Here is a 19,098-nt window from a genome sequence, read left to right on the forward strand (position 1 = left end):
CATAGGCCTACCATAACCATTCTGGCCGGTCTTGGCAACCGCGATTGAGTGACTACTCAGGAGCCTGATAGTTGTACTGACGGATGATCCGCGCCAGTGTGCCATCATGACGCATCTTGTCGATTACGGCTTGCCAGCGACGTCCCTCGGTGAAGGGGAGCTCTTTGCTGGCGGCGACATAAAACTGGGTACGCATCAGAGTCTCCCCGCGTACCAGCCGGTCGGTTGGCAAATCACCAAGGCGCTGGTTATAGAGGATGGCGTTCCAAGCGGCCACCCAGGCATCGATACGGCCCCGATGCAATTTCTGGGCATTGAGCTTCTCGGTGGCCACGGTATCACTCTCAAGCTTAAGTCGTTGTCTGAGCAGATGCTGACCGAAGGAGTAGCGCAGGGTGCCGATCTGCAGCGGTGGGAGATCTGTCACTTTGAGGGGAGAAGGATGAAAGCGGCGATCGCTGACGATGACAAAATCGTCATCGAGTATCGGTGTTACCCAGTAGTAGAGGTGTTCCCGTTGAGTGCTGCGTACCGGCGGGATCAGCAGCACATCCTTGCGGTGGATAGCCTGAGTGAGGGCTCTGGCCAGTGGCATCAGCTCGATAGTGAGCGGTTCTTTAAGGCGTCGGGCGGCCTCCTCCATGATCTCGATGGCGACACCGCTTGGTTTGCCGTGAGAGGAGCGAATGACATAGGGGGGCAGCTCGGCCGCCACCAGCACAATAGCCTGGGCACCGGTGTTCACCAGCAATAACAGCAGGGCAAAAAAGGGCAGGCAGAGAGCGCGCATCAAGGTCGTGAGCCAGAGTCGAATATGCAGAGTGTAACATTCCTGCCTGCGTTGTTGTTGTGCCCGCTGAGGGGTTGGGATCTCAGTCGAAGAAATCCCGCAGATCGCGCACTTCGTAATCAGCGAGTTGCTGCCAGGGGAGCTGAGCAGGCAGCTTGCGCAGGGTCACCTCCATCCGGTAGCTGCGATAGCCGTCGAGACTGGCCGATTCGACCACCAGCGGGATCTGCCACTGACTCGACCAGAGAATCCGGGTTCGTTGCTGCCCTTCGCGCTTTTCATACCAGCGGGCCTGCTCGGGGGCGGCCTCATCCAGCGGGGTCATCCCCTCGATCAGCGCCGGGTTGACGAGATGGCGGATCCGCGGCCAGTCGGGTTTGAAGGCCACCTGGCCATACTCTTCCACCGGCACCTCAACCAGCTGGTTGTGCCAGCTGTCGGCATAGCGCAGCTGAAGTTCACCCTCATCACTGCGACTGACCCAGCGGGCCGCCATCTGGTGGGTAAAGTGCTTGTGGCCGGGGGTGGCGTCGTGAGTGGCGTGATAGGCTCGGGCAAGGGGGAGGGGAATGAGCCGCTGGCTCCACACCTGATTGCCCACCCGCAGCCACTTCTCTTGCCAGACACTCTCTCTGGCGATGCCATCGCTGCCGGTGTTCCGGTCGTGATAGCTGATCCGGGCGGCGAGATCCGGGGGCGTGTCGTCAGCATGCAGGGGGAAGGAGAGGATGCTGCCAAGCAGCCATAACGAAAGCAAAAGTCGCATCATCATCTGTCGCTCGAAAGAGCCGGGGCCCGGGCTGCTGAGTCAATTGCTCAGATGCACCCAGGCCCCTGCTGCTTACAGGCCGAGCGCCTCCCGCAGTTTGCCAAACACCTTGGTGTTATCCAGCGTGCCTTTGAAGCGGTTGCTGCCAGCGCCATCGGCAAACAGCATCACATCGCCGCCGCCATGGGTTTCCGATGTCAGTTTGACGCCGGTCTCCTGCAGGTAATCATTGGCCATCACCTGATCGCTGGTGAGGACCGGACGCACGGCCGCACGATTGGGGCCGTTACCGAACACCAGGGTGGTGAAGGGCTTGCCATCCACATCGTTCTGGGTCGAGCCATCGCCATTTTTAACCAGGTCGAGCACCGGATTGCCCTTGGCGGAGTAGCCGTTAATGGTCATGGTATGGTCATGGTCGGCGGTGACCACGATCAGGGTATTGTTGAGATCCACTTTACCCAGCGCCGTCTTGACCGCCTCATCCAGAGCCACCGCGTCGGTGAGCGAGCGCTTGGCGTTGGTGCCGTGCAGGGCATGATCGATCCGGCCGCCTTCTACCATCAGGAAATAACCCTGACTGTTCTTGCTCAGCAGGTCGATCGCCTTGGCGGTCATTTCGGAGAGGGACGGCTGGGTATTGGCCGCCCCCTTGGCGACCCGATCCAGCTCGTAGTCGAGGTGGGATTTGCTGCTGAACAGACCGAGCACCTTGCCGCTGGTGACCTTGGCCAGTTCACTTTGGGTGGTGACATAGCTGTATCCCTGCGCCTTCATCTCGGCGGTCAGGTCGCGGTTGTCATTGCGACCGCCCTTGTTGCTGGCGCTGTAGGGGGTCCAGTGGTTGGCACCACCGCCCATCAGTACATCGACCCCATCCCTCAGCGCCTGGTTGAAACCAGTTCCTCCCGGAACAGCTTGTGCGGCGATGTCATAAGCGGCATCCCGATGGCAGATGTGGGCGTAGGTAGCCGCCGGGGTCGCGTGGGTCAGCTCGGTGGTGGTGACGGCCCCGACCGATTTGCCTGCCGCCTTGGCCAGCTCCAGGATGGTGGGCACCGGCTTGCCGTTATCGCTGCTGCAATTGTTGACGGTTTTGTTGCCATTGACGTCTTTGCCGGGGGCGACGGCTTTGGTGTCGCTGCTCATGGCGATCACCTCGTTGTTCATCTTGACCCCGGTGGTGTAGGCCGCCATGGAGGGGGCCGAGTCGGTGGTCTGGGCATCGTTGGAGAAGGTCTTGATGCGGGCACTACGCGGCAGCTTCATCATCTCCAGATTGCCCTCTTCCCCCACCTTGAACAGGCGGGTTGCGGTGAGCACGGTGGGGCCCATGCCATCACCGATAAAGAGAATGACGTTTTTGGCATCACCGGCCTGTGCCTGGGAGGTTGCGCCCAGCGCACTGAACAGGGCGGCGCAGACCAGCGTGTGCTTGATGGATGTGTTCATCTGTTTGCTCATGAAAGTGCTCCTTACAGCTTGGCCGCAGCCTTGATCTTGCCGAACACGGCGGTGTTATCGAGTGAGCCATGGAAGCTGTCCGCCCCCTTGCCGATGGCGCCGAGGAAGACATCGGTGCCGCCGTGGGTCTCGTTGCCGATCTCGCCCACCTTGACCACCACTTCCTGGTGGTAGTCATTGGCGGAGACGGTGGCATCGTCGAGCGGGGCAACGCTGCTGCGCGGGCCATCCACCCGGTTGTAGCCGTTGCCAAAACCTATGATGGTGTAGGGCATACCCTCGCTATCCTTGCTTGGCTCGCCAGTCTCGTAGTTCTTCACCAGCCCGAGTACGCCGGGGTTGTCGGCGGTGGTCTTGCCGGTGCGCTTGGCATAGCCGTTGAGCACTAGCGTGTGGTCGTGGTCGGCGGTGACCACGATCAGGGTGTTTTTCAGCTCGGGGTCGCTCTTTTTCACCTCGTCGATAGCGGCCTTGATGGCGTTGTCGAAGGCGATGGTGTCCTGCAGCGCCCGCTTGGCGTTGGTGTCGTGCAGGGCGTGGTCGATGCGGCCCCCTTCCACCATCAGGAAGTAACCCTTCTCTTTGCCCTTGAGCTGTTTGATGGCGGCCAGGGTCATCTGGGCCAGTGACGGCTCGCTGGCAGGGCGGTCCAGGTCATATTTCATGTGGCTGGAACCAAACAGGCCCAGCAGCGGCTTGCCCGCATCGGCCTTGTTCAGCTCATCCAGATTGCTGGCAAACTGGTAGCCCTTGGCCTGCATTTCGCTGATGAGGTTGCGGCCATCCTCCCGCTTGCCCTTGTCGGCTTTGGGCAAGAAGAAACTGCTGCCGCCACCGAGCACCACATCCAGTCCCTCCTTGAGGGCGCTGTTGTAGCCTTTGCCGCCCGGTACCAGCTGGACGGCGATATCTGCCTCCAGATCCCGGTTGCAGATATGGGCATAGGTAGCCGCCGGGGTGGCGTGGGTCACCCGGGTACTGGTTACCACGCCGGTACCGCGGCCATCGGCTTTGGCCAGCTCCAGCAGGGTGGTCACCGGCTTGCCAGCGCTCTTGCTGCAGTCGCTCTCATAGGTGGCGTCGCCGTCCATGCTGATGACGCCGTTGTTGCTCTTGACCCCGGTCATGTAGGCCGCCATGGAGGGGGCCGAGTCAGTGACCTGGGCATCGTGGGAGAAGGTCTTGATAAAGGCCGTCTCTGGCAGGGTATCGATGGTGAGATCACCCTCTTCGCCGACACCGTAGATGCGGGCCGCCGTCAGGGTGTTGAGGCCCATGCCGTCACCGAGGAAGAAGATGACGTTGGTGGGTTGGGCTGCGGGCTTGGTCGCCACCGTGTCATTGTCTGATTTGCAGCCGGCAGCCAGGGCGGCGCCGATCATCACTGCAAGTCCTGCCATTTTTCTCATTGGGGTTCGCTCCTTGTAAAACCTGAGCGCAGCCTAGAGGGGGCAGATGACACTTTTACTGACTATCGGTGACGGTTGTGTGAAAAAGTGATGAAAATGTTACAACATATCAATGTGTTATCTATCAATTGAGCCAGTTGGTCCGGTCGCTTCCGGCAAGGTTGCTCCGCCTCGGCGGTTTGCTGATTTGATGAGGTGATGGTTAGAATGACCTGTCAAAAGAGGCCCGCAGCAGGTAAAATGCGCCCCCTTCGTTCGATGCCCGCGGCAGAGCGCTTGTTGTTCCATGCGCGCGCCCGCAGCCCCCACAGAGAGTAACGGATATGTCCATCAACTGGTTCCCCGGTCACATGCACAAGGCCCGCAAAGAGATTGCCGAGGTCATGCCCCAGGTCGATGTGATCATCGAGATGCTCGATGCCCGCATCCCCTTCTCCAGCGAAAACCCGCTGGTGCCCGAGCTGCGTGGTGATACCCCGGTGATCAAGGTGCTGAACAAGGCGGACCTGGCCGATCCGGCGATCACCGATCTGTGGGTGGCGCACATGGAAAAAGAGAAGGGGATCAAGGCGCTGCCGCTGACGCAACAAGAGCCGGAGAAGATCAAGCAACTGCTGACCCTCTGCCACGAGATGCTGCCGGAGCGCAACTTTGAGCTGCGCGGCGTGCGGGCGATGATCATGGGGATCCCCAACGTGGGCAAGTCCACCCTGATAAATACCCTGGCGGGGCGCATCATCGCCCGTACCGGCAACGAGGCGGGGGTGACCAAGTCCCAGCAGCGGATCAAGCTGGATAACAACGTTATCCTGACCGATACCCCGGGTTTTCTCTGGCCCAAGCTTAACCCGCCCTCCTGCGGTTATCGTCTGGCCATCACCGCGGCCATCAAGGACACTGTGTTCGACTATGCCGATATCGCCATGTTCGCCGCTGACTACTTCATCAAGGCCTATCCGGAGCGGATCAAGGCGCGCTACCAGATTGACGAGTTGCCCGAGACCGAGATCGAGCTGCTGGAGATGATCGCCCGCCAGCGGGCGTTTATGCGCAAAGGGGGGCTGGCCGACCTGCACAAGGCGTCCGAGATCCTGATCAACGAGTTCCGCTCCGGCTTGCTTGGCCGCATCTCGCTGGAGACGCCGGAGATGGTGAGCGTCGAGATTGTCGAAGCCGCCGCAGAAGCCGAGCAAAAAGCCAAAGAGAAGGCCGAGCGGGAAGAGGAGCGTCAGGCCCGCGCCCGTCGCAAGTACGCCCGCAAGCGTCAGAAATAGTTATACTCAGGCGTCCCGAGCTTGCCTGGCAACGAGCGAGCTTGTGTGACCCAGATGACGAAACACGAAGAGGCGACCCCAGGGGTCGCCTCTTCTGTTTTATCTGGTGAAGTGCCGCCCACTTCTCATGGCGTGTCCGCGCTATAAAGCCATGCCATCAGCCAAAACGGTGGCATGCCGTCTCAAACAGCGACATATGAAGCGGGATCAGCTGCTGCCAGTCGCGGCGATAGCCGCCACCGGGTACAGCGGCGACAGGCAACCCATGCTTGATTGCACAGTCAAATACCATGGCATCGCGTAGGCGCACCCCTTCATCGCTCAAAGAGAGATAACCAAGCTCGTCGGCATGATGCACATCGACGCCCGCCTGATAGAGGATGAGATCCGGCGAATAGAGCCGCAGTGCCAGTGATAGCGCCTGTTGCAGTGTGGTGAGATAGGCATCGTCCGTCATGCCGCTTGGCAGCGGAAAGTCGAGGTGAGAGGCGGCTTTGTGATGGGGAAAGTTGTGCTCCCCATGGAGGGAGAGGGTGATGATATCGCGCCGTCCGGCGCACAGGGCCGCACTGCCATCCCCCTGATGCACATCGAGATCGACGATCAGCACCTGTTCACAGTGCCCCTCGTCGAGGCAAGCCTGGGCGGCAATCACCAGATCGTTGAACAGACAAAAACCGCTGCCGTGATCCCGATGGGCGTGGTGGTAGCCACCGGAGATCTGCAAGCCGCATCCCTGCTCAAGAGCATGGCGGCTGGCGGCAACGGTGGCACCCACCGAGCGCAAGGTGCGCTCTATCAGCATGGGTGACCAGGGAAAACCGATCTTGCGAATGGCGCGCTCTTCAAGCTGGCCGCTCAGGGCCGCCGCGACATAATCGGCATCGTGAATGCGACAGATTTGCTCCCAGGTGGTCGACGGCGCTTCGCCAAGGGGGTAACCCTGCACCTGCAGGCGCTCAAACAACCCCTGATACTTGGCCAGCGGGAAGCGATGGCGATCGGGTAGCGTCAGGGAGGAGTAGAGAGGGTGATAGAAAATGCGCAACGACATGGTGCCATTCTCCCTGGCAAGGTGGCGCTTTCTATATATGAAATCAGCAGATGAATCCATATATGTACTCCCTATATAAAGGGGAAGTGGCAGCGCATAAATCAAGACGCGTCGTGAGTGAGACCGCAAGATATGGAAAAGGGGAGCTTGGCTCCCCTTTCAGTCAATCTCTCAGCTCGGCTTATTGCTGCTGGATAACCCAGATCTGGAAGGCTTTGCGGGTTTCCGCATCGGCCTTGTTGTACCAGTTTTGCAACTGGGTCAGGGCTTCCGGATTGCTTTGAGCCTTGCTGGGGGCAACCTGAACCGGTGCGCTGGCGGCAGCCATCACGGCAGCAGTAGAGACGGCAACGGTTTTGGGTTGGTTGAAGGCTTTGCCCATGTTGATCAGCTCTTGCTGATAGTCACGGGTCAGCTGGAAGCCCTCTACTTTCGGCATCACGAACTGTTCGCTACTCACTTGCTGGCCTGTGACCTTGTCTTTCAGCGCTACTTTCTGCTCTTTGACAAACTGCTTGGCTTCGGCTTCGTTGCGGGGCTTTTTGTAGTCCAGCACCAGTTGCTGATTGTCGGCGGCGGTGAAGTTCAGCACCAGCGGCTCGGCGGTGACCAGCTTGATATCGCTGCGGCTGGAGTAGTTGCCTTCAAAAGCGACGACCAACTGGTGTTTGCCGGCAGAGAGGGGGAAGATACTGGTTTTGTCGAGCAGCTTGGGGTTGATGGATTGACCATCGATCAGCTGGACGACATAGGGGTTGGTCACTTCCAGTTGAGCATCAGCAAGGGCGCTACCGGCCCATAACAGACCAGCCAGTGCCGGTACCAGAACAGTCAGTTTCATTTCATCTCCTTGAACAGTCAGGCGATTGCCCACTGAAAACAGGGGCTCATTTTTACAGGTTTGGCCTACTGCGGCAATGGCTCTTTCTGGTGGTCGATGTTCGCGCTGCTGTCAGTTTGTTTATCAATAGCGACCGACTTATTTATTCGATCCGCCGTGTAAACGGGGGGAGGGCATCAAGCAACCCCTTGCCATAACGTTTGGTCAGCAGGCGGCGGTCGAGAATGGTGACCCGTCCCCGATCAGCCTCTTTGCGGATGAGGCGGCCACAGGCCTGGATAAGCTTGCGCGATGCCTCCGGGACCGTCAGTTGCAGGAAGGGGTTGCCGCCTCGCTGCTCCACCCACTCGGCAGTAGCCTCCTCGACCGGCGAGTTGGGCACCGCAAAGGGGAGCTTGGTGATGACCAGATTGGTAAGGTAGTGACCCGGCAGATCCAGCCCCTCCGAGAAGCTGCCGGTACCAAACAGGATGCTGGACTGACCGCCATCGCATTTTTGTTTGTGCAGGGTGAGCAGGGCATTGCGGGAGGCTTCCCCCTGCACCAGCAGCGAGAGTCCCTTGGCTCGCAAGCCAATGGCCACCTCATTCATCTGGCGGTAGGAGGAGAAGAGCACCAGACTCGCCTCCTTGCCCGCCAAAATGCGTGGCAGTACGCTGATGAGCTCGTTGGTAAAGGCCGGCGAGTTGGGTTCGTGCTCCATTTTGGGCAGATAGAGCTCGGCTTTCTGATAGTCAAAGGGGGAGCGCAGGCGCAGATAGCGGGTGCCGTCGTGCTCCTTGAGCCCCACCTGATGGCGAAAATAACTAAAGGAAGAGAGGGCGGTGAGAGTCGCCGAGACCAGCACGGCCCCCAAACATTTCGACCAGAGCCACTCCTCCAGCAGATACCCCACCTCTATCGGTGAAGCGTGCAGCCAGATATCGCCGTCATCGCTCTTGGCCATCCAGCGGGCGAGCGGGGTTTTACCGGTCGGCACATGGCGCCCCAGCATCTCCCACAGGGCGCAGAAACTCTCCAGCCGCTGCAGATGAAAACCGCTCTCTGCCAACAGGGGTTCGGCCTCCTTGCGGCGGATCTCGCCATCTTTCAGCGCTTCACCTATGGCCCCCTGCATCCGATCCAGCGCTCGCAGCGCCTTCTTGCTCGACTCCTTGAGATTCTCTGCCAGCATGGGCAGGGGATCCGGCAATACCCCTTCGACGAAGCGGTAGTGTGGTTCCGTGCCAAACAGCCGATCGTTGGCGCTGAGCCACTGCTCGACCGCCTTCAGATCAGGCTGGATGGAGGCCAGTGCATCCTGCAGTTTGAGTTGGGGGTCGAGCAGGCTCTCCTTATTAAGCGTCCGCGCCAGCTTGCCTGCACTTTGTACCAGCTTCTCCAGCCAGCGACGTGAGCCTTTGACGCTGGCCGACGCCGCGCCGTGATCCCGGGCGATGGTGGGCAGGTGATGGGCCTCATCCAGCACATAGATGCACTCATCGGGGGGAGGCAGAATGATGCCACCGCCCATGGTGAGATCGGAGAGCAGTAGCGCATGGTTCACCACCAGCACATCGGCGCTCTCCATGTCGTTGCGGGCGCGATGAAAGGGGCAGTGCTGGTGATGGCTCAGCGCCTTGTTGCAGGTGTGGCGGTCGGCGGCGATGCGATCCCAGCAAGTGTCGGGAATGGGCTCCGGCCAGTTGTCCCGATCCCCGTCCCATTTGCCATTGGTGTAGGCCTGCCACAGGGCCTGGTAGCGATCTTTGTCGCTGTCAGATGGCTTGGATTTGCTCAGACTGCCAAAGTCGAGCTCGAAGTTGGCTATCTCGGCACCACTGGCTGCCTGCTCCAGCAGATGCTCGCAGCAGTAGCGCTGACGCCCCTTGACCAGCATAAAGCGAAACGGCAGCTCGCTATGGCGGTGGTAAAAAGGAAGGTCTTTGTGGATCAGCTGCTCTTGCAGGGCCACTGTGGCGGTGGAGATCACCAGTTTCTTCTGGGTGAGCCGCGCCACTGGGATGGCACCCTGCGCATAAGAAAGAGATTTGCCGATACCGGTTCCTGCTTCGGCAACCAGAATACGGCGCTGTTTGTCGTACTCGCCGGTCAGGGTTTTGGCTATCTCTGCCACCAGAAAGTTCTGCTCTTTGCGCGGCACAAAACCGGGTAATCCATCCGAAATCTGGCGATAGGTTTGACGAATGGTGGCTTTAAGGCGAGTAGAGAGCATGAAGAGAAGGCCAGTTAGGTGTTAATCGAAGGACAAGGATACCCGCAACCCTTTGGTTAGGTCGAGGCAACTGCCATTATCACGGCTGTTTTACGCTGATCAGACCACTTTAGTTGTTTATCAGGTAGTTAGCGTTATTTGCATGCAAAATAGACTATTTGAGTCCAAATAATCAGCAGGATTCATTGTAAACGTTTTCCTTTTGCCTTGCCGTCAGGTGAGACTTGGCTCACACTTTTGCCTCCGTGACTATGGTTTGCGTAAAAAGTTCCAAGTTTTTTCATTGCGGTTCAAAAAATCCGGTGCTAGTCTCGGCGGCATAGTGATGCAAAGAACATCGCTAACACAGGGAATAACAACAACTTAGTGTTTAATTACAGTAGGCATTGGAAACTATGAAAAAGACAATTCTGGCTATTGCTATCCCGGCTCTGTTTGCATCCGCCGCTAACGCCGCAGTGATCTATGACAAAGACGGTACCACTTTCGACGTATACGGCCGTGTACAGGCTAACTACTACGGCGAAAGTGACAACCCTAACCCAATCTCTGGAGCTGACAAGAACAGTGCTGCAGAATTGATTGGTTCTTCACGTCTGGGCTGGTCCGGTAAAGTTGCCCTGAACAACACCTGGTCTGGTATCGCCAAGACTGAGTGGCAAGTTGCTGCGGAAAATTCAGACGGAAGTAAGTTCAATTCACGTCATATCTATGCCGGTTTTGATGGTACCCAGTACGGTAAAATCATCTTCGGTCAGACCGACACCGCTTTTTACGATGTAATGGAAGCTACCGATATTTTCAACGAGTGGGGAAGCTACGGTAATTTCTATGACGGCCGTCAGGAAGGCCAGATCATCTACTCCAACACCTTTGGTGGTTTTAAAGGTAAGGTGTCTTACCAGACTAACGATGATGAAGCTGTTAAGGTCACTGATGTAAGACAGAGCATCAAAAAGGATCCGATTTTTGGTCCTGATGTGAAGCGTAAGGACGCCTATGCCGTTGCAGCAGGTTACGACTTTGACTTCGGTCTGGGCTTCAATGCCGGTTACGCCTATTCTGATCTGGCTAACAAAGCCAATGGTCAGACCGGTAAGAAAGACGAGTGGGCAGTTGGTGCACACTACGCTATCAACGGTTTCTACTTTGCGGGTGTTTACACTGAAGGCGAAGTTAAGAACAAGACTTTGGGCGCTAAAGATGAAGGTCGTGGCTACGAGCTGGCTGCATCTTACAACGTAGACGCCTGGACCTTCCTGGCTGGCTACAACTTCAAAGAAGGCAAGGACAATGCCCAAGCAGCAGGTTCCAGCTACAAGGACCTGGTTGACGAGACCCTGCTGGGTGTTCAGTACGCTTTCACTCCGAAGCTGAAAGCTTACACCGAGTACAAGATCCAGGGTATCGAGAAGCATGACGACGAGTGGACTGTTGCTCTGCAGTACAACTTCTAATAAGTTGCACATGAGTAATATCCTGGCTTGAGTCTTTGACCAAGTTACGAATGGCCGAGATGATATCTCGGCCATTTTCTTTTTAGGCGACAGCGTATTGGCGTCATGATAAATCGCCGGATTGCTATGTAAGTGATGTTTGGCAAACCATCTGTCTCGATTAATCTCTCCTGCTTCCTGCTTCCTGCTTCCTGCTTCCTGCTTCCTGCTTCCTGCTTCCTGCTTCCTGCTTCCTGCTTCCTGCTTCCTGCTTATCTCTTTGATGGGGAGGGCACTGCTCTCTTTTACACCATACAGTCATTGCTTGCAGCAGCTTGGTTTGACCGTGAGTATCTGGCTGCACTTGCAAGGGGCGGTGCTATTTGCGCGGATATTGAGGGGGCATACTTGGGATGTGATGCCGCGCAGGGTAGGGTTGGGTAGGGTATTGTGAGGCCAATCAGAGGTAGGTGCTTGATGTGTCGCCGCTCGCGACTGAGTTAGCGTTGAAATGAGTAACAAACAAAAAAGGAAGATGCCTGAGTATCTTCCCTTTTTGGTGATATGAGCGTTGCTACTTTTGCAGGATCAGCCGTGTTGGCGGCGGTCGTTAGCCTGGGCCAGTAGCATGCGGCTTTCACGCAGGAACTGGTCGGCATGTTCGCCGAAGAAACCGGAGACTTGCGAGAAGGCGTCGATAAATCCGGCTCTGTCCCCCCGCTCCAGCAGCCCCAGCGCTTCGCCGAAGTTTTGGTAGTAGCGACGGATCATCGCCAGATTCTGCGGTGACGACAAAATGATGTCGGCATAGAGGTGGGGATCCTGAGCGAACAGCCGCCCCACCATGGCGAGCTCCAGCCGGTAGATGGGGGAGCTCAAACTCAGCAGGCGATCCAGATTGGCCTGCTCCCGGGAGAGGTGCCAGCCATAGGCAAAGGTGGCGAAGTGACGCAGTGCCTGAATGAGGGTCATCGCCTCATCGTGGGCCTTGGCTTCCACCTGTTGCAAGCGGGCGCCCCAGATGGTCATCTGATCCAGCAGCCATTGGCTGGCGGCGGGGTCACGACCCTGGCAGCAGACGATCACCTGCTTGGCGAGACTCGCCACATCCGGCCCGAACATGGGGTGCAGTCCCAGTACCGGCCCTTGGTGCGCCGCCAGCATATGTTCGAGCGGCACCGCTTTCACGCTGGTGACATCGACCAGCAGGCAGTGGGCGGGCAGGTTGCCGAGGCGGTCGATGATCTGGCAGGTGATATCGATGGGCACCGCCACCATCACCAGACCGGCTCCGGCGAGGATCTCGTCAGCGCGCGGCCAGTCGGCTTGTTCCAGCGTCTCGACCCGATAGCCTGAGAGGCTGAACATATGGCCGAACAAGCGGCCAAGCTGGCCCTGACCGCCGATGATGACCACCTTGCCAAGATCCGGCTTTATGCATTTGAAGCCGGTATCTTTCTCGCTGGCATAAGATTCACGCATCACCCGGCGCAGCACGTCTTCGATGAGATCGCCGGGCACCCCCAACTGCTCAGCCTCGGCGCGGCGGCGGGCCAGCATGCTCGCTTCCCGATCCGGTGCATAGATGGGCAGGCCGTGGCGGCTCTTTACTTCACCCACTTCTCCCACCAGGGCCAGACGGGCGGCCAGCAGATCGATCAGCTGCTTGTCCACCGCATCTATCTTGTCCCTGAGTACATTCAACTCTTCAGCCATATCCAGTCCCTGCTGGCGCCGCGAGCGGCGGCGCCCTGAAAATCAAGATGCAACAAGGTATCACGGCGTGAGCGGTTTGATGCCACCACTAGTGATACCTCGATTGTTCAATAGGTTACGACAAGATACCACGGCTTACCGTGCAGTTCTGCCCTTGAGGGGGTCAGCCAGCTGGTTGTGGCAGCGGTCCAGCAGGGTAGCGGTGGTGTCCCAGTCGATGCAGGCATCTGTGATGGAGACCCCGTAGCGCATCTGCTCCTTGGGCTGCTCGCTGGACTGGTTTCCCTCGAACAGGTTGGATTCGAGCATCACCCCGATGATGGAGCGGTTGCCCTCCTGGATCTGGTGGATGACGTTGTCGGCCACCTTGGGCTGCAAACGGTGATCCTTGCTGGAGTTGCCGTGGCTGCAATCCACCACAAGGCTCGGCAGCAGGCCCGCTTTCTCCAGCGCCTCTTCCGCCAGCGACACGTTGACCGAGTCGTAGTTGGGATGTTTGCCGCCGCGCAGGATCACGTGGCCATCCGGGTTGCCCTGGGTCTGCAACAACGCCACCTGGCCCTGCTGGTTGATCCCCATAAAGGCGTGAGGGGAGGAGGCCGCCTGCAACGCATTAATGGCAGTCCCCAGGTTGCCGTCGGTGCCGTTCTTGAAGCCGACCGGCATGGAGAGGCCGGACGCCATCTCCCTGTGGGTCTGGGATTCGGTGGTGCGGGCGCCGATGGCCGACCAGGAGAAGAGCTCGGCCAGGTATTGCGGGCTGATGGGATCGAGCGCTTCGGTGGCCAGCGGCAACTCCAGCTCCGCCAGCCAGCAGAGCAGCTCGCGGGCACGGTGCAGCCCCAGCTCCACATCGAAGGTGCCATCCAGATTGGGGTCGTTGATAAAGCCTTTCCAGCCGACCGTGGTGCGCGGCTTCTCAAAGTAGACCCGCATGACAATGTAGAGAGAGTCCTGATAGGCATCATGCAGCGCTTTGAGTCTGGTTGCGTACTCTTTGGCGGCGTCCATGTCGTGGATGGAGCAGGGACCACAGATCACCAGCAAGCGGTGATCGCGGCGGTGAATGATATCGGCGATGGTATTGCGGGCCCCTTGTACGAATGCCAGCGCCTTGTCGGAGATGGGTAACTTCTCCTTGAGCTGGGCAGGCGTGATCATCACTTGTTCGGACTGGATATGGATGTTGTTCAGGGGGTCTCTTTGCATGATTTCATTCTCTCTACTGTATTAAGCCAAAAGCGATTGTACCGATATGTTTACGTTGGTACCTGCTTTGTTACGCAACCGCCCTCACCTTACCAAGGAAAAACAAACAATCAAGTGAAACTAGCGGATTTACCGCTAAAAAGTCAGATAAAGGAGCTGCTATATAGCGCGGACAGGAATAACACAGAGAGATTTTCGGAGGGTTAATGGCTTTTTCGTAACTTAATATTTACAGCCTGAGGGGTGAAGGCTGCGTTGCCCAGCTGTTTACCCACAGTAAATGGTATCTCTGGGAGACTGCAACGCGATGGCAATGATGGTGTGAGGTGGTTATCTGGTCAGCTATAGAAAGAGGGAGCCATTATGGCTCCCTTTGCAGTAGGAAGGGGGATCCCGTCTGGCTGCGGATCAGCGCTTCTGTTTTCCCTGCAGCTCTTTGTTCAGGCGAGTGAGCATCCCCTGGGTGACCAGCACTATGCCCTGCTCGGAGCGGTGGAAGCGACGTGCATCTTCATCGGCGTTTTCACCGATCACCATGCCTTCCGGCAGTTTGCACCCCTTGTCGATCACCACCCGGCGCAGTCGGCAACCGGCACCAATCTCCACACCTGGGAAGATTACGGCTTGATCCAGAGTGCAGAAGGAGTCGACCCGCACATTGGTAAAGAGCACCGAACTCAGGATGAAAGAGCCACTGACGATGGTGCCCCCGGCAAACATGGAGTTGATGGTCATGCCGTGCTGGCCGTTTCGGTCCTGCACGAACTTGGCGGGAGGAGTCATGTTCTGACTGGTCCAGATGGGCCAGTCCTGATCGTAGATATCCAGCTCAGGCGTGACGGAAGCGAGATCCATGTTGGCTTCCCAGAAGGAGTCCACGGTGCCCACATCGCGCCAGTAGGGACGGCGCTCCGGACAGCAGCCGACACAGGACATGCCAAACGGGTGAGCGAATGCGGTGCCCTCTTTCACCACGCGGGGAATCACGTCCATGCCGAAATCGTGATGGGACTGCTCGTTGGCAATGTCCTCTTCCAGCAGCTGATAGAGATACTCGGCATCGAAGATATAGACGCCCATGGAGGCCAGCGCGGTGTCGGCCTTGCCCGGCATGGCGGGCGGGTTGGCAGGCTTTTCGACGAAGGCATTGATCTTGCGATCATCATCCACCGCCATTACCCCGAAGGCGCTTGCTTCACTGCGTGGAACCTCGATGCAGGCAACGGTCACCTTGGCGCCCATATTGACGTGGTCGAGCAGCATGGCGGCGTAATCCATCTTGTAGATGTGATCGCCTGCCAGCACCACCACATATTTGGGGGCGTGATCGCGGATGATATCCAGATTCTGGTAGACCGCATCGGCGGTACCCCGATACCAGTTCACCTCATCCACCCGCTGCTGGGCAGGGAGCAGATCGATAAACTCGTTCATCTGGTAGCGCAGGAAAGACCAGCCCGATTGGAGATGGCGCAACAGGCTGTGGGATTTGTACTGGGTCACGACACCTACCCGACGAATGCCGGAGTTGATGCAGTTGGAGAGCACGAAATCGATGATGCGGAATTTGCCGCCGAAATGAACGGCAGGTTTTGCACGGTTGTCGGTTAACTGTTTGAGGCGACTACCCCGCCCTCCTGCGAGTACCAAAGCCATGGTCTCGTTCAGCAACTGTCTGGATTTTGCTGTATTGGCAGGTTGTAACAACATCTCATATCCCTTTGTAGATAAATCACTACAATGTTGCCTCCTTTGAGCCCTCAAGAAAGTGCTTTCAGTCACATTTTATGGTTTCTGACGTAATAAAATGACCTTTTTGTTATTAAAAATGACGGGTTGATCCGTCATTGCTTTCAATATGGTCAGTTGTCAATTGAGGCGAGCCGAACGACAAAATGGGCGGCGAGAGAGGAGGGATGAAAAAGCCCCTGCCAATGGTTGGCAGGGGCCCGGTTTGTTGAGACCCGGTGAGCCGGGTCTGATTAACAAGGTTCAGGCTGCGTTGGCCAGTGGCTCCTCGCTCTTCTTCTGGTAGGCCTGAGGGGTGAGGCCCAGCAGCTCCTGCACGGTCGAGGCGACGGTGATGGAGGAGACGGTGCCCACCAGGATCCCGGCAAACAGGGTGAAGGAGAAGCCGTAGAGGGCGTCACCGCCAAACAGCAGCAGCGCACCCACGGTAAACAGGGTGGTGCCCGAGGTGATCATGGTGCGACTGAAGGTCGCCTTGATGGCCACATCGGAGCACTCGTGGATCCCCATTTGGGTACGCGAGCTCAGCAGATCCCGCAGCCTGTCCGAGATGACGATGCTGTCGTTGAGGGAGTAGCCGATCACCGCCATTAAACCGGCGATAATGTTCAGATCGAATTCGATCTGAAAGAGTGACAGCAGCCCCAGCGCCACGATGGCGTCATGGACCACCGAGAGCAGGATGCCGATGGCCTGACGCCACTCGAAGCGAAACGCCAGATAGGCCGACATCGCCAGCGAAGCGACCAGCACGGCCAGCATCCCCTGCTGGAACAGTTCGGCACCCACCTGAGGGCCGACGATGGTGGTGCGCAGCAACTCGACCGGCATCCCCAGCTGTTGGGTCAGCATGGTGGCGAGATCCGCCGCGGGCCAGGGCAGTTCGTGGGGGGGCAGCTTGATCAGCCACTCGCCGGGAATACCGGCCGAGCTCAGCTCAACGGCTCCCGCCAGCGGGGAGACCAGCATGGCATTGAGCTCATGGGCCTCTTTCAGGGTCTGGATATGAAACTCCAGCAGGATCCCGCCGGTAAAATCGAGCCCCAGTATCAGGCCGTTCACCAGCAAGATGGCGACGCTGGCCACGGTCAGCAGGATGGAAGCCCACAGGCCGATATAGCGCCAACGGGTCAGCCCCATGGCAACGATCATTCTCAACATAATTCTCTCCTTGGCCAGCCAGCATCAGGCTGTTGGCCCATCACGACGTGTCGCGACACGCCGGGAAAATAGTGTTCTGCTTTGGCCGCTCCGGCCATATCCATGGCCGATGGCGCAGTCAAAGCCGCTCATCAGAGGGACTGCTGTCCCGTTACACCTTCAGCGTGCGCTCGCTGCTGCGTCCCCACAGGGGGTTGATGATGGCGCGCGTCCCCCAGATCCCGGTGATCATGCTGGAGAGCAGACCCAGAATGAGGGTGATGGAGAAGCCCTGCAGCGGACCGGAGCCAATGGAATAGAGCACCACGGCGCAGATGAGCGTAGTGATGTTGGCATCAAAAATGGTGTGGAAGGCCGAGCGATAGCCAAAGTCGATGGCGTTGGCCAGTGAGCCCCCTTCTCGCAGCCGGTCCCTGATCCGCTCGAAGATCAGCACATGGGTATCCACCGCCATGCCCACCGTCAGCACCAGACCGGCGATCCCCGGCAGGGTCAGCACGGCGCCCGGCAGCACCGCCAGCATGCCGACCTGCATCAACAGGTTGGCGACCAGCGCCGTGATGGCAACCCAGCCGAATTTGCGGTACCAGGCCATCATGAACAGCATCATGCCTGCCATGCCGAAGGCCAGAGCGGTGAAGCCCGCCTCGATATTCTGCATCCCCAGCGTCGGGCCAATACTGCGTTCTTCCAGGATCTTGAGAGGGGCGGTGAGGGCGCCTGCACGCAGCAGCATGGCCAGCTCTTGCGCTTCTGGCAGACTGCCAATGCCGGTGATGCGGAACTGGTTGCCAAGGGCGGTCTGGATGGTGGCGACGTTGATCACTTCGCTTTGGGCGCGCAGTTTGCCCTGGGCGTTAGTCTTGTACTCGGTGAAGACGGTCGCCATCGGCTTGCCCACATGCTGGCGGCTGAACTGGTTCATCTTGCTGCCACCCAGGGTATCGAGCACGATATTGACCTGGGGTTGACCCATCTCGCCCATGTTGGCGCGGGCATCGACGATGTGCTCGCCGGTGAGTACCGGCTTGCGCGCCATGCCGACGGCCTGACCGTTGCGATCGGCGATATAGAAGTGGCTGTCGGCTTTGGCCTCGTAGAAGGCCAGCGAGGCGGTGGCGCCGATCACCTCTTTCGCCTGCTTGGGGTTATGTACCCCGGGCAGTTCGATACGGATGCCATCCTGCCCCTGACGCACCACCGAGGCTTCGACGATGCCGAGCTCGTTGATCCGTTTTTTCAGGATCGACAGGTTCTGGGTCACGGCGTTGTTGACCAGCAGGGTACGCTCCGCCTCGCTCAGTACCAGTTTCAGGTCATTGCCGGAGCGGGCCAGCTTCCACTGATCCTGACGGGTACCGGCACTCTCCTTGATGATAGAGAGCCAGCTCTCCTGTTCGGCCACCTCCGGCAGGGTGACGGCTACGGCGCCCTGTGCCGTGCGAGTGACGCTGGCGCCGCGCAGATTGGCTTCACGGAAGCGGGTGCGCAGGGTGTCGACCAGATTCTTGGTCTGATTGTCGATGATAAAGTCCACGTCCACCCCGATCAGCAGTTGGGAGCCGCCACGCAGGTCGAGCCCCAGCTTGATGGGGTCGGCGCCGAGGCGGGTGATCCAGGCCGGCGCATTGGAGTGAAACTCCAGGGTCAGGGCGGCACTGTCGACCCCTTGCTGCTCCAGCAACTGCTTGGCGCGCTGCTGCTCGCCCTGGCTGGCAAAGACCAGCTCGACCCGCTCGGGTTGCTCAATGACCTTGGTCGGGGTCAGGTGTTTGTCACTCAGCAACATCTGCTGTTGAGCGGTCAGGCGCTGCTGTCCGTGCAGGCCGAGGGAGGGCTGCTCACCGAAAAAGGTGGGCAGGGAGTAAAAGGTAAAGGTCAACAGCATGAGCAGCAGCAGTGCGTACTGCCACTTGCTCATGCGGTTGAGAACGGTGCGATTGCTCTTTCTCATGGCAAACAAGCCTCTGTCAGGAGAATGGTGCCCGGGCCGATAGCAACAAGGCTCGGC

General features: G+C 58.4%; 14 protein-coding genes. 2 read left to right on the forward strand and 12 right to left on the reverse strand.

The annotated features are described in order from the left end of the window. Window positions 1–52: 52 nt before the first annotated feature. The 4 genes from I6L47_RS00305 to I6L47_RS00320 form a co-directional block, all read right to left on the reverse strand. Window positions 53–790: an ABC transporter substrate-binding protein gene (locus I6L47_RS00305; protein WP_216948371.1), complete on the reverse strand. Its 738-nt coding sequence runs from the start codon at window positions 788–790 to the stop codon at window positions 53–55. Between the two features lie 82 nt (window positions 791–872). After that, the gene (locus I6L47_RS00310) at window positions 873–1,559 is read right to left on the reverse strand and encodes a hypothetical protein (RefSeq protein WP_216949289.1); all 687 of its coding nucleotides are present in this window, start codon (window positions 1,557–1,559) and stop codon (window positions 873–875) included. Window positions 1,560–1,631: 72 nt separating this feature from the next. Beyond that, window positions 1,632–3,023, reverse strand: a complete 1,392-nt coding sequence (locus I6L47_RS00315) for an alkaline phosphatase (RefSeq protein ID WP_216948372.1) — start codon at window positions 3,021–3,023, stop codon at window positions 1,632–1,634. 11 nt (window positions 3,024–3,034) lie between these two features. Then, entirely contained in the window at window positions 3,035–4,432 is a 1,398-nt protein-coding gene (locus I6L47_RS00320; RefSeq protein WP_005334065.1) for an alkaline phosphatase, read from the reverse strand. 323 nt (window positions 4,433–4,755) lie between these two features. Between I6L47_RS00320 and ylqF the strand changes: the two genes are divergently transcribed. Next, window positions 4,756–5,706, forward strand: a complete 951-nt coding sequence (gene ylqF / locus I6L47_RS00325) for a ribosome biogenesis GTPase YlqF (protein WP_005334061.1) — start codon at window positions 4,756–4,758, stop codon at window positions 5,704–5,706. Window positions 5,707–5,863: 157 nt separating this feature from the next. Here the strand turns inward: ylqF and I6L47_RS00330 are convergent, their stop codons facing one another. The 3 genes from I6L47_RS00330 to dinG all read right to left on the reverse strand — a co-directional run bounded on the left by I6L47_RS00330 (window position 5,864) and on the right by dinG (window position 9,816). Next, entirely contained in the window at window positions 5,864–6,760 is an 897-nt protein-coding gene (locus I6L47_RS00330; RefSeq protein WP_216948373.1) for a histone deacetylase, read from the reverse strand. Window positions 6,761–6,941: 181 nt separating this feature from the next. Then, window positions 6,942–7,601, reverse strand: a complete 660-nt coding sequence (locus tag I6L47_RS00335; RefSeq protein ID WP_042053213.1) for a DUF2057 domain-containing protein — start codon at window positions 7,599–7,601, stop codon at window positions 6,942–6,944. Window positions 7,602–7,743: 142 nt separating this feature from the next. After that, window positions 7,744–9,816, reverse strand: a complete 2,073-nt coding sequence (dinG, locus tag I6L47_RS00340; protein ID WP_216948374.1) for an ATP-dependent DNA helicase DinG — start codon at window positions 9,814–9,816, stop codon at window positions 7,744–7,746. A 395-nt stretch (window positions 9,817–10,211) separates the two neighbouring features. Between dinG and I6L47_RS00345 the strand changes: the two genes are divergently transcribed. Further along, window positions 10,212–11,273 carry a porin gene (locus tag I6L47_RS00345; protein ID WP_076492123.1) on the forward strand — a complete coding sequence of 354 codons (1,062 nt, stop codon included), beginning with the start codon at window positions 10,212–10,214 and terminating at the stop codon, window positions 11,271–11,273. Window positions 11,274–11,840: 567 nt separating this feature from the next. Here I6L47_RS00345 and tyrA read toward each other — a convergent pair. The 5 genes from tyrA to secD form a co-directional block, all read right to left on the reverse strand. Beyond that, window positions 11,841–12,968, reverse strand: a complete 1,128-nt coding sequence (tyrA, locus tag I6L47_RS00350) for a bifunctional chorismate mutase/prephenate dehydrogenase (RefSeq protein ID WP_150389356.1) — start codon at window positions 12,966–12,968, stop codon at window positions 11,841–11,843. 135 nt (window positions 12,969–13,103) lie between these two features. Then, window positions 13,104–14,177 (reverse strand): 3-deoxy-7-phosphoheptulonate synthase, encoded by a 1,074-nt coding sequence (locus I6L47_RS00355; protein WP_139411344.1) that lies wholly within the window; start codon window positions 14,175–14,177, stop codon window positions 13,104–13,106. A gap of 408 nt (window positions 14,178–14,585) precedes the next feature. Next, window positions 14,586–15,887: a glucose-1-phosphate adenylyltransferase gene (gene glgC / locus I6L47_RS00360; protein ID WP_216948375.1), complete on the reverse strand. Its 1,302-nt coding sequence runs from the start codon at window positions 15,885–15,887 to the stop codon at window positions 14,586–14,588. Between the two features lie 282 nt (window positions 15,888–16,169). Continuing rightward, on the reverse strand, window positions 16,170–17,087 hold the full coding sequence (gene secF / locus I6L47_RS00365) for a protein translocase subunit SecF (protein WP_216948376.1): 918 nt from the start codon (window positions 17,085–17,087) through the stop codon (window positions 16,170–16,172). Window positions 17,088–17,238: 151 nt separating this feature from the next. Beyond that, a complete protein-coding gene (gene secD, locus I6L47_RS00370; RefSeq protein WP_021231015.1) occupies window positions 17,239–19,041 on the reverse strand; it encodes a protein translocase subunit SecD in 1,803 nt (600 codons plus the stop codon). Between the last annotated feature and the right edge of the window lie 57 nt (window positions 19,042–19,098).

The organism is Aeromonas sp. FDAARGOS 1417 (assembly GCF_019046985.1).
Lineage (GTDB): Bacteria > Pseudomonadota > Gammaproteobacteria > Enterobacterales > Aeromonadaceae > Aeromonas > Aeromonas veronii.